The following is a 12,685-nucleotide window of genomic DNA, read 5'->3' as shown; positions in this document are numbered from 1 at the left end:
TATGAACACAAACTCTGTGGGAATTGTCAAACCCCAATCGTACACATGTGCCGAACCGCCGGATGCCATGCGGCTGGAAAGCGGCGAAACACTGGGTCCTGTGACTCTGGCCTATGAAACGTACGGGTCTTTGAACAAACAAAAAGACAATGCCATTCTTATCACGCACGCGCTTTCCGGCGACGCGCATGCCGCAGGCCGGCATCATGAACATGACCGCAAACCCGGCTGGTGGGATTTTATGATCGGTCCCGGCCGGGCTATGGACACGGACAAATATTTCATCATCTGCTCCAACGTCATCGGCGGCTGCCAGGGCTCCACCGGGCCGTCTTCTGTGAATCCCCGTACCGGACAGCATTATAACCTGGATTTTCCGGTCATCACAATCCGCGATATGGTCAAAGCCCAGACGTTTCTCATTGATCACCTCGGCATTGAACGTCTGCGCTGCGCGATCGGCGGGTCTATGGGCGGTATGCAGGTGCTGGAATGGGGCATTGCTTATCCGGACCGGGTGGCCGGACTCATCCCCATGGCCACCACATCCCGACTCAATGCCCAGGGCATTGCATTTGATGAAGTGGGCCGGCAGGCGATTTACGCCGATCCAAACTGGCGCTCGGGCAATTACCTGAATCACCAGGTGATCCCGCGGGAAGGCCTGTCTGTCGCGCGTATGCTGGCGCACATCACCTATCTCAGCGAAGCCTCGATGCACGAAAAATTCGGGCGCAGACTGCGGGAAAAAGAACGCTACGGATATGACTTTTCCACCGACTTTGAAGTTGAAAGCTATCTGCGGTATCAGGGACAAAGTTTTACCCAGAGATTCGACGCCAATTCTTATCTCTATATCACCAAGGCAATCGATTACTTTGATCTGATCCAGGACCATGGTTCACTGGAAAATGCGTTCAGACATATTACGGCAAAAATGCTGGTGGTTTCGTTCTCGTCAGACTGGCTGTTCCCCACCTCTCAAGCCAAGGATATTGTCCGCGCATTGAAACTGAACCGAAAACACGTCAGTTTTTGTGAGATTGATTCGCCCTATGGTCATGATTCTTTTCTGTTACCCCATAAAAACATGGAAAAAATGCTGGCAGACTTTATATATGAAATATAAAAACAAAAAATATACACGCCCGGATCTGGAAATCATTTCAAACCTGATTCCGGCAGACAGCAGCGTGCTCGACCTGGGATGCGGGGCCGGGGAACTGCTGCACGATCTGATCCATTCTAAAAATGTAAAAGGCCAGGGCATTGAACTGGACAGTGATCTGGTTTTCAAATGTGTGTCCCGCGGTGTGCCGGTCATCCATCAGGATCTCGATGAAGCGCTGAAAGAATACTCGGACCGTTCGTTTGATTATGTCATTCTCAGTCAAACACTGCAGCAGGTCAACCGTCCGGACCACACCCTGGTCGAGATGCTGCGGGTCGGACGTTATGGTATTGTGGGGCTGCTGAATTTCGGTCACTGGAGAGTGCGGCACTATCTGACGCTGCACGGCCGCATGCCCAAATCGAAAACACTGCCCTATGAATGGTACAATACACCGAATATCCATCTATCTACTATACGAGATTTTCAGATGTACTGTCGACAGCATCAGATCCGAATCCTGAAGCAAATTAATCTGGTACACCGGCGGGTCGGCGCTTTATTGCCCCGACTGTTCCCGAACAGTTTTGCCAACCTCTCTGTATTTGTTGTGGAAAATGAAACCGTGAAATAAAAAAAAAGAAAGTTTTACCGTGCTACAAAACAAATTCTCTTTCTCCCGACTCTTGACTGCTGTATTTCTGTTTGCAATAACATTCTGCGCACACAGCCAGATTGTCTCCATTGCTGATTTGCACAAAAACACATCAACAGGCGAACCTGCCGGCTCTTATGCAACCGGTAACGTCATTGTGCAGGGCATTGTCACCTGCGGTACCGGCGTCTTTTCCGATACCCATCTTGATATTTACATACAAGACGAAACCGGCGGCATCAATTGTTTCAATTACGGTTCCATCCCCGAAAATGTAAAGCTTGGCGACAAGGTGCGTTTGATGGGAACGATCGAACACTACAACGGTCTGACCGAACTCAGTGACATCTCGGAACTGTCCGTGATCAACAGTGACAATCCGGTTCCGGATGCCAAGGTCATGACCTGTCGGGATATCAACAACACCTTTCAAGCGGATTACAGCGAACCTGATGAAAGCCGACTGATACGCGTGAAAAACGTCGAGATTTCGACTCTGGGCAACGGACTTTATCAGATTAAAGACAGCACCGGCACATCTCTGCTCTACCGGGACGCGGATACCGGGCTGGACATTCCCACCGGACGCTACCATGTAACCGGCATTCTCAAACAATACGACACGTCATCTCCGTATACCGACGGCTATGAAATTTGTCCCCGGTACCCCTCGGATATCATCCCGGCAACAGGACCGCGCTTTATCAGTCAGCCTGCGGAAACCGACATCGGACAAACTCAAGTGCGGTTTGTCTGGGAAACCCTCTCTGCTTCTACAGCTGAACTAAAATGGGGGAAAACACCCGATTGTGCTCAGGGTTCGACAGCCGGACAAACTGCCACCCGGCATGATCTGACTATCACAAGCCTGGACCCCGGCACGCTCTACTATGGACAGGCGTTCTGCAGCGACAGCACGGGAACCAGCGAGTCCGGGCTGTTTTTGTTCAACACCGCCTCGGCTCAGGCCAGCGGCACTATGCACGTTTATTTTACTCAATCTGTAGATACCACCCTTGCCCTGAATACAGCAGCATGCGGTGATCAGGATATTTCCACACAATTGATCGAGCGAATTGACGCGGCCCAATACAGCATTGACATGTGTATGTATTCATTTACCCATACCAGCGTCATGAGCGCATTGCTAAATGCGCACGCCCGGGGTGTCAAACTGCGATGCATTGTGGAAGCGGAAAACTGGGGTAATATCCACGACAGACTGGAATTGCACGGCATCACCGTCATCACGGATGAATTCGGAAACAACGACGGCGATGGATACATGCACGACAAATTTTTCATATTCGATCATCGCGACAGCACCAGCCGCACGGATGACTGGATATGGACGGGATCTGCCAATGCTTCCTATTACGGCCTGGACCTCGCTGCTGAAAATGCCATAGAGATCAATGACGATGTGCTGTGCCGGGCCTACACGCGTGAATTCAACGAAATGTGGGGAACTCGCGGTGATACACCGAACGCGGACAGCTCCAGATTCGGCAGCCGCAAACGGGACAATACACCGCACCGGTTCTCCATCGGCGGCAAATGGGTCGAATTGTATATGAGTCCATCAGACCAAAGCGAACGGCATATCATCAACACCATTCAATCAGCGGAAAAAAGCATCGATTTTTGTATATTTTCATTCACCAGCAACGGCATCGAGAATGCGCTGCGTGATCGTTTCCTGAATGTTCCCGGCTTTACACTGCGCGGCGTGTTTGAGCGGGACAATATCAACCACTGGGGGGCGGCCTGGCCGCCCATGTCCGGTGACGGCGATTATGCCTGGACGCAGATCCCGGATATTCATCTGGATGGTGAGGAACGTTCTCTGCATCACAAGTATATGCTCTGTGACGCGGCCTTTCCGGGCCATCAACCGGCTGTGATCACGGGTTCGCACAACTGGTCGATATCCGCCAATACCCGCAATGATGAAAATGTCCTTATCATCCAGGATGCAGATATTGCAAACCAGTATTATCAGGAATTTATCGAACGCTACCGCCAGGCCGGCGGCAGTTCTCCGTTGACAGGCGTACGGGAAAATCCCGGACCGCGGCAAAATAGCGTACAGAATCCGGCATTATCCCAACCCCTTTAACGGCAGCGTGATGCTGATTGTGAATCTGCCGGACGGACATCCCGCAGCGACTCTAAGTATTTATAACACCCTGGGTCAACGGATCAAGCAGTTTCACATCCCGGCAAACCAGCAGGTGTTTCGCGCGCAATGGCATGGCAAAGATTCAAACGGACTGCCTGTCAGCTCGGGAACTTTTTGGGGGCGTTTGTCATCCAATAATACAACAGTTAAACTTTTATACTTGAAATAGGAGACCGCATGTCCGGTAAACGCAGTTTGGTGACACTCGTATTGCTTTTTTCCCTGATGGCTTCAGCCTCTTCTGCAAATCTGCTGGATGATCTGGAACGCGATATTCGCGACCGCAGACTGGACGGGTTCAGCCATATCGCAGCCGCGTTTGTATTGTCCGGCGCCCATCATAAAACCGAACTGCACCGCTACCTGGACTGGTATCGGGACGTGGTGTCTTCCATCCGCGATTACGGATTTGATTCATTCGACCGCATCGGATCGGCAGCCAAAGTGTTTTCCTATCTGCACGCTACGCACCTCAAGCATTATAACGAAACATCCACCACATTGATCGATATTGTCAATCATAAACAGTTCAACTGCGTCTCCAGCACCATTCTGTATAATTTGATCTGCAGGGACCTGGGCTGGCCCACTGAAGCCTTTGAAACCCCGACTCATACCTATACCGTATTCCCCAATTTTACCGAGCGTATTATGGTGGAAAACACCATGGCGTACGGATTCAACATCATGGAAAATCTGAGACAGTATAATCAGTATCTGCTGCAGTATTATCCCAAAGAAAAACGGCTGGAAATCGGTCTGGACCGCATTTATGAGTATGAAAATTCCAACGGCCGTCCGATTGACAATACGGAACTGCTCGGGCTTTTGGCGTACAATCGGGCTTTTTTTGCCAGACAAAAAGGTGACTTTGAAAAAGCCTACCGTTATGTGAAAATAGCCCAGGACTTTAACCGTCATTCTCTATCCAATAAGAATTTTGAGATCAACCTGTACTATATCTGGGGACAAAAGCTGTATCAGTCCGGGCAGCACGAACGCGCTTTTTATGTCTATGCAGACGCAGTTGACCGGTACTGGACCAACAAAGACTTTGTCAACAATTGTCAGGTTGCTTATTTCAATGCGCAATCCGGCCATTGGGCGCAAAAAGACTGGGATAACTTTAAACAGCTGTTCATCCGCATGTGGAATTTGGACCTGCTTTCCGATAAACACATACAGGAAGAAAAACAGCATATGCGCACCTGGATCAATTACAGCTCTTCCCATTTCTCACCGGCCAAACATCATGATGTTGTACAATTTTGGAAAAAATATTTCCCCAACGATCCGATATTCCGCAATTAGTTAAACTTTATGAAATCCTGTTCTCTTTGCGCATGTTTTATATAAAAAGCGAACCGGTTGCAACCGACCAGTCGATTTTTATAGAGCCACCCCGTGTGATGAATATACAACATAACGGGTAGATGCCATACTTTTAAACACGATTAAAGGAGGATACCATGTCCGATCAACATCCACTGGGGCGAGATGAATTACAAAAAATGAACGCCTACTGGCGTGCCGCCAATTATTTATCCGTGGGACAAATCTATTTACAGGATAATCCGCTCCTTTCCGCCCCCCTCAAGCCGATACATATCAAACCGCGCCTGCTCGGGCACTGGGGCACAACCCCGGGGTTGAACTTTATTTATGTGCACCTGAACCGGGTGATCAAAAAAAATGATCTGAACATGATCTATATCACGGGACCGGGTCACGGCGGTCCCGGACTCGTTGCCAACACCTACCTGGAAGGCACTTATTCCGAGATTTACCCGGATATTTCGCAGGACCGCGAGGGCCTGAAAAACCTGTTTACGCAATTTTCCTTCCCGGGCGGCGTGCCCAGTCACGTGGCTCCGGAGACACCCGGATCAATCCACGAAGGCGGTGAACTGGGATATTCCATTGCGCATGCCTACGGCGCTGTGTTTGACAATCCGGACCTGATTGCCTGCTGCGTGGTCGGTGATGGCGAGGCAGAAACCGGTCCGCTGGCTGCCAGCTGGCAGTCGAATAAATTCCTGAATCCGGTTACAGACGGCGCTGTACTTCCGATCCTGCACTTGAACGGATACAAAATCGCCAATCCCACAATACTGGCGCGCATCAGTCAGGACGAACTGGAAAAATATTTCCAGGGACTGGGGTACAAGCCGTACACAATCAGCGGTGATGATCCCGAGAGCATGCATCAAAAAATGGCGGCAACACTGGATACGGTGATCCAGGATATTAAAGACATCCAGGCGCATGCCCGTGAAACCGGCGATACCAAACGCCCGTTCTGGCCGTTGATGATCCTGAAAACGCCAAAGGGCTGGACCGGTCCCAAGCAAGCGGACGGAAAACAGATCGAAGGCACACACCGCTCACACCAGGTGCCGCTTTCCAATATGAGAACCGATAAAACCCACATCAAGCAGCTAAAGGAATGGATGAAAAGCTACCGGCCGGAGGAGTTGTTTGATGAAAACGGTACCTTTAAAGCGGAACTTGCGGAACTGGCGCCGACCGGCAACCGGCGTATGGGCGCCAATCCGCACACCAACGGCGGATTGCTGCTCAAAGATCTGAAACTTCCGGATTTCAGGGATTATGCCGTCGATTTCGAGAAACCCGGGACCACTACCGCTGAAGCTACAAAAGTTTTAGGCGCTTTTTTACGCGATGTGGTAAAAAACAATGAAACGGAACGCAATTTCCGGGTCATGGGACCGGATGAAACCGCCTCAAATCGTCTCAGCGCCCTGTTTGAGGTAACCAACCGGGTATCTACAGCAGAAATCAAACAGGATGATGACCATATTGCTCCGCACGGCCGGGTGATGGAAGTGCTGAGCGAACACATGTGTCAGGGATGGCTGGAAGGATATCTGCTCACCGGCAGACATGGCTTCTTTTCCTGTTATGAAGCGTTTATTCACATTATCGATTCCATGTTCAATCAGCATGCCAAATGGCTCAAAGTCACCAACCATATTCCCTGGCGGCGGCCGATCGCCTCTCTGAACTATTTATTGACCTCACATGTCTGGCGCCAGGACCATAACGGATTCAGTCATCAGGACCCGGGCTTTATTGATCACGTGGTCAATAAAAAGGCGGAAATTGTACGGGTGTATCTTCCCCCCGATGCCAACACCCTGTTGTCCGTTGCTGATCACTGTCTGAGGAGCAAACAATACATTAATGTCATCGTCGCAGGAAAACAGCCGTCCCTGCAATATCTATCCATGGATGAAGCCGTCAAACATTGTACCGCCGGTATCGGAATCTGGCAGTGGGCCAGCAACGATCAGGGAGATGAACCGGATGTGGTGATGGCATGCTGCGGCGATACCCCGACCATGGAAACCCTGGCCGCCGTGGATATTCTGCGCCAACATTTTGACGATCTGAAAATCCGCGTGGTCAATGTGGTCGATCTGATGACCCTGCAGCCGGAACGGGAACACCCGCACGGGCTTTCGGATCACGAATTTGACACATTGTTCACCACGGATAAACCGATTATTTTTGCCTTTCACGGATATCCCTGGCTGATCCACCGGTTGACATATCGCCGGACCAATCACAAGAACCTGCACGTGCGCGGTTACAAGGAAGAAGGCGCCACCACCACACCGTTTGACATGGTGGTCATGAATGATCTGGACCGGTTTCATCTGGTGCGCGATGCCATTGAACGCGTCCCGAAACTCTCGCGTATCGGCGCGCATGTGAATCAAAACATGCGCGATCTGCTGATCGACCATAAACAGCACACCAACAAATACGGCGATGATATTGATCAGGTTCGCAACTGGAAATGGCCGTATTCAGAATAACGGCAAAGTTGTTCCTGAATATGAGCGGCTTGGAAATAATCCCAACTATTTTAATATGGATGAGCTCTTGTTTTTCTTTGCGACCTCTGCTTCTTTGCGTGAACTGTTTTTTGAATAAAGATAGCAAAAGTCCCAAAAAACTGCATATCTGATTTTTATTAACAGCTTGAATAAAAAAAATCACAAAAGGTGAAATACTTTGATACTTTTCTTTGTTAAAGTGCCATGTAACCGAAAAAATGGAATCTAACAAAATCGAGTAAAAGGAGAAGGTTATGAAACGAATGGCTTTTGCTGTTGTGATGCTGATGATAACTCTTCCTGTCATGGGACAGGCTGATATCGGACTGTATGGTGTGGGCGGCCAGTTGGGCTTTGTCATGCCGGAAGACCCCATTGACAATGCGATCAGTTTTGGAGCGAACGCTGATCTGGGTACCATTATGCCCGATCTGCATCTCGGAGCCTCTGTGGATTTTTGGAAAAAAAGTTATGATGTTGGCTTTGGCAGCGGCTCTGACGCTTCTTTTTCAGTGCTCAGCATCGCAGCGCTCGCAAGATATACAATTGATATCCAGCAGACGTTTACACCCTATGTAGGAGGTGGATTGGGACTGGTTATCGGCACATCCAGTTTTGAATACACTGAACCGTTTTCCGGTAAAAAGGTTGATGAATCTGAATCAGATACCGAACTCGGAATTCATTTACTCAGCGGCGCCCGCATGCCTGTGACTCCGGATCTTGACGGATTTGCTGAACTCCGTTATACGTTGGGTGATATTGATTATTTTTCCATTTTGGCCGGTGTGAGCTATTCATTGAAATAATATTTTGTAGATACGGGGTTGACAACAATCCCGTATCTCCTTATAAACTGCAGTAATCTCTGATCCTCTTCATCCACCCCTTCTTTAACCTCGACTTTTACATATGCGTCATCCCGCTGACGCAGGCACTTGACCTGTATCGTTGAGAATACACAGCAGATCATCTTTATGAAAAGGTTTGCTCAACGTCGCATCCGCTCCCAGGTGCCTTGCCAGCACAAGATAGTTTTCCGCATCAATTTTGCCGCCGCCGGATATAGCAATGATTCTGGTCAGGGGATTCATCTCTTTGATTTCCTGAATGGTCTCAAGTCCCTCCTTTTCCGGCATGACAATATCGGTAATCACAAGACCGATCCCGGAATGCTTTTGCAGCATTTTCAAGGCATAATATCCATTCACAGCCTCAAGAACATGATACCCTTCGCGATCCAGCATCTTTCTGATCATTCTTCGTATGCTTGCGTCATCTTCTACAATTAATACCTGCATTCAACCAGCCTCCCGGTTTGTTTTTCTTATTGTCTCCTGCACTATCAACGCGATTTCACGCCGGTTAATCGGTTTGGCCAGAACTCGTTCAAAAAGATGCTTGGACTGTTCCACCCTGACCTGTTCGCTATAACCGGTCATCAACACAACAGCCGGTTTCTTGTCCAGCTTTCGGATTTCTTGCGCTAGTTCAATCCCGTCGAGTTCCGGCATGGTTAAATCCGTCAACACCAGATCGTATTGCGCCTTTTTGTGCCTTAATACATCAAGAGCATCCGGACTATGGGTATAACTGTCAACCTGATATCCCAGTTTTTTCAGCATTCGATTCAGCATTGACGCAATGGCTGTCTCATCATCCACAACCAATATTTTACCTTTACCGGCGGGAATGTTTTGGGTCTGAGATTCATCCTGCACGTCCGCCTGCGAAACCGGGATATAGACGCTGAACAGCGTGCCCTGGTTCGGTTCGCTTTCGACAACGATCGCGCCGTTGTGGCCTTTGACGATCCCATGCACCACTGACAGCCCCAACCCCGTACCCCGGCCCCCTTTTTGGGTGGTGAAAAAGGGTTCAAAAATTCGATTCATGGTGTTTTCATCCATGCCAACGCCGTTATCCTGGACGACAAGTTGAACATAATCGCCAACTTTTAACTCCGGATCAAGCAATGCGGTTTTTTCATCGACAGTTGTTTGGTTCAGTTCAATCTTTAAATATCCGCCTTTGTCCGATAGAGCTTGGTAAGCATTGGTACACAAATTCACCATCACCTGGTGCATTTGTGTGGCATCAGCCAATACAGCCGGACATGTTGTATCAATGTTTTTTCGAATGTCTACAGTCGTTGGAATGGTGGCACGCATCAGTTTCACTGCCTGCCTGACAACCGTATGCAGATAAAGCGGCGTCTTTTGTTTCGACTCGTTGCGGCTAAAGGTCATAATCTGCTGAATCAACTCTTTGGCGCGCTCGGCGCCCTCTATGATATACTGCAAATCCTCACGCACCGGATGAGACGCCTCCAATGCATCCCTCCCCATTTCTGCATATCCGAGAATTGGAGTGAGAATATTATTGAAATCATGGGCAATACCGCCGGACAGCGTGCCGATCGTCTCCAGTTTTTGCGACCGATGCAGCTGCGCTTCCAGTTTGGCACGTTCGAGCTCTGACTGTTTGCTTTCTGTGATGTCTTCCACGATGCCAATAAGCCGCATCGTTCCATTTCCGGCGCTGTGTTCGACAATACTGCCCATATCACGGTACCATTTATAAGACTCATCTCTCGCCCTGATGCGGTATTCCACGTGATAACGGTCGGTTTTGCCGTCCAAATGATCGCGCATGGCCTGTATGGTCTTTTCACGGTCCTCCGGATGGATCAATGTTGTAAAGTCCTGATACTGTGTAAAAGACTCCGGCTTGTATCCCAGAGCCGTGGCTTTCATATCATCAAATTGCACCTTACCTGAAGGCAGCTGCAATTCCCACCAGGCCAGATTACCGGCCTTTAGACCGGCCTGAATGCGTTCGTTCAGGCTTTCAGCGGCTTGTTCTGCCTGACGTCGGTGAAGAATGAGCGACGCGTGACTGGCAATGGTTTCGATGGCGGATTTAAACTGAACGCTGTGCCCTTTTTGCGTCAAAATGACAATACCGCCATAGGGTTCATTATTCAGAGAAAATCCCACCCCGTACGAGGCATCGACATTCAACAGCTTTTCAATAGAGTCACAAATAGATTTGGGCACTTTGTGTTCCAGTAGATCATAGGCGCCGCCCGGCACTTGCACCAGTTTACCGGTGACATAAAGCTTTGTGAGTTCCCCCATGTCTTCAGGATGAAAATTAAAACTGTCTTTGTCAGCGCCGATCATCTTGTAAATACGGTTGAGTATCTTTCCGTAACCGGCCATGGCTCGGACCTTGACATGTCCGGTTTCCGGCTCGTACATGGAAATCAGCACATAGGTCTTTGGATTAAAAGAGTGGATTTGATCCACCAGGTATTGGCATAATGCATTTAGATCAGTGATACGGCTGCTTTTCACCAGTGTATCGGTGATAAGCTCCAGTTCGCGCACATAGTCTCTTTGCTGCTGTTCCAGTTGCTTGCGGTCGCTAATATCTCGCACCCATTCCACAAAATGGGTGCAGTTTCCGTTATGATCCAAAAGCGGGATGATACGGAGATCCATCCACTTGCCGTCAGAAAGTTCAATCTCTGAACGATGAGTTTTTTTCGACTGAATGACTTTCCCAGCCCGGCAATCCGGGCATTGTTTATGATAACCCCGAAGTGTTTTATAGCATTTGCTGTTCAGGATACGTTTGTCCTCCGGTATCGCGCTAAATCCGTTCCAGTTGCAGTACACAATATTCAGATCTGTATCATGCACCGAGATGCTGTCGGGCACTGCTTTGAGCATATCCTGAAATAATTTTTCCTGGGCACGCAACTGATTTTCAGCCTGTTTACGAGCGCTGATATCCAGACAGGTGGTTTGATAAAAGGTTTCGCCGTTATATTCAATTTTTGAACTTGAGAGCAAAACATGCACCTCTTTTCCGTCTTTTCGCTTCAAGGTGGTTTCAAAATCGCTCAACACAGCGTTTTTATCCAGTATTTGGATAGCACGCTCGCGGTCTGCAATATTTTTATATAAATCGGATGATTTTACTCGCAACAATTCGTCCCGGGTATATCCGAGGATCGTAGCAAAGGCGTCGTTGGTTTCAATGATTTGTCCGTCAGGCCTGGCCAGCCCAATCCCCATCAAAGAATTTAAAAACAGCTTTTCATATCGCCGCATGCCATCTCCGATCTGCTGCAGAGTCTTTCGTCGTTCAGTCACATCACTGATAATTTTATTGACTCTAATCACTAAAAGTTCAATATGCTCCGAATCGACAACCACGCAATCTGCTGCTCCGGTTTGAAGCATAGCCGCATGCAAACGAGTCTGCTGCGGCGGCGTCATCAAGAGTACGGGAGTACAGAGACGACGCACCTGGAGTTCAGACATCACTTCATTCCACGTCATATCCGGGCACTCGGAACTCAGAAGCAGAATCTCGGTCTCACTTTCACCCAGTGAATCCAGACCGGCTTTGGCGGTTTCCGCGCCTCTGATCGGGTATTGCTTCTGCCTGAGGCCTTGAAAAATGCATTGTTTCAGGTTTTGATCCGGATGTACAACAACAAGTTGAATAGCGTCCGCGTCGTGCAGATGGGGTTTATCGTGTGTCATTCAAAGTCCCGGGCATTAGAATCATATAGACAAATAGCGTTCAGATGAGCAATGATCATAACAAACCGAATAATTGTATAAAAAATGAACACATTTGTGTGTTTTGGTCTGATATTGACAAAGCTGCAAGATAAATGCCATTCAATTGATAGAGTTCAAGATAATCAGCCTTGGGTGTAAATTGTACAAGAGTGTACCTGTCACGTACCCCATAAGCTGTAAAACGATATGATTGCTCGCATGTAATCCAGCCCCTTTTCGCCATTAAATTTGCAAATCAGCATTTTTTTTTGTACGTTAACTAAAATAGTCACA

At 48.7% G+C, this 12,685-nt stretch carries 9 protein-coding genes; 7 read left to right on the top strand and 2 right to left on the bottom strand.

Annotation, left to right across the window (positions count from 1 at the left end; all coding sequences use genetic code 11):
* Nucleotide 1 precedes the first annotated feature (1 nt).
* From U5R06_10415 to U5R06_10385, 7 genes are all read left to right on the top strand, one after another.
* Nucleotides 2-1,129: a homoserine O-acetyltransferase gene (locus U5R06_10415; protein ID MDZ7723194.1), complete on the top strand. Its 1,128-nt coding sequence runs from the start codon at nucleotides 2-4 to the stop codon at nucleotides 1,127-1,129.
* Nucleotides 1,119-1,745, top strand: coding sequence for a methionine biosynthesis protein MetW (gene metW / locus U5R06_10410; protein ID MDZ7723193.1), 627 nt, complete (start codon nucleotides 1,119-1,121; stop codon nucleotides 1,743-1,745). Before U5R06_10415 ends, metW begins: the two co-directional genes overlap by 11 nt.
* A 19-nt stretch (nucleotides 1,746-1,764) precedes the next feature.
* A complete protein-coding gene (locus U5R06_10405) occupies nucleotides 1,765-3,885 on the top strand; it encodes a phospholipase D-like domain-containing protein (protein ID MDZ7723192.1) in 2,121 nt (706 codons plus the stop codon).
* Between the two features lie 10 nt (nucleotides 3,886-3,895).
* Nucleotides 3,896-4,117 carry a FlgD immunoglobulin-like domain containing protein gene (locus U5R06_10400; GenBank protein MDZ7723191.1) on the top strand — a complete coding sequence of 74 codons (222 nt, stop codon included), beginning with the start codon at nucleotides 3,896-3,898 and terminating at the stop codon, nucleotides 4,115-4,117.
* Nucleotides 4,118-4,125: 8 nt separating this feature from the next.
* A complete protein-coding gene (locus tag U5R06_10395) occupies nucleotides 4,126-5,259 on the top strand; it encodes a hypothetical protein (GenBank protein MDZ7723190.1) in 1,134 nt (377 codons plus the stop codon).
* A gap of 158 nt (nucleotides 5,260-5,417) precedes the next feature.
* On the top strand, nucleotides 5,418-7,790 hold the full coding sequence (locus tag U5R06_10390) for a phosphoketolase family protein (protein MDZ7723189.1): 2,373 nt from the start codon (nucleotides 5,418-5,420) through the stop codon (nucleotides 7,788-7,790).
* A gap of 275 nt (nucleotides 7,791-8,065) precedes the next feature.
* Complete coding sequence (locus U5R06_10385; GenBank protein MDZ7723188.1) at nucleotides 8,066-8,620, top strand: outer membrane beta-barrel protein; 555 nt, start codon at nucleotides 8,066-8,068, stop codon at nucleotides 8,618-8,620.
* A 108-nt stretch (nucleotides 8,621-8,728) separates the two neighbouring features.
* Here the strand turns inward: U5R06_10385 and U5R06_10380 are convergent, their stop codons facing one another.
* On the bottom strand, nucleotides 8,729-9,112 hold the full coding sequence (locus U5R06_10380) for a response regulator (GenBank protein ID MDZ7723187.1): 384 nt from the start codon (nucleotides 9,110-9,112) through the stop codon (nucleotides 8,729-8,731).
* Nucleotides 9,113-12,370, bottom strand: coding sequence for a PAS domain S-box protein (locus U5R06_10375; protein ID MDZ7723186.1), 3,258 nt, complete (start codon nucleotides 12,368-12,370; stop codon nucleotides 9,113-9,115).
* Between the last annotated feature and the right edge of the window lie 315 nt (nucleotides 12,371-12,685).

This window comes from candidate division KSB1 bacterium (assembly GCA_034521575.1).
Classification (GTDB): Bacteria; Zhuqueibacterota; Zhuqueibacteria; order Residuimicrobiales; family Krinioviventaceae; genus JAXHMJ01.
The sequence above is the reverse complement of the archived record's forward strand: the minus strand, read 5'-3'. Positions and strand labels throughout refer to the sequence as shown.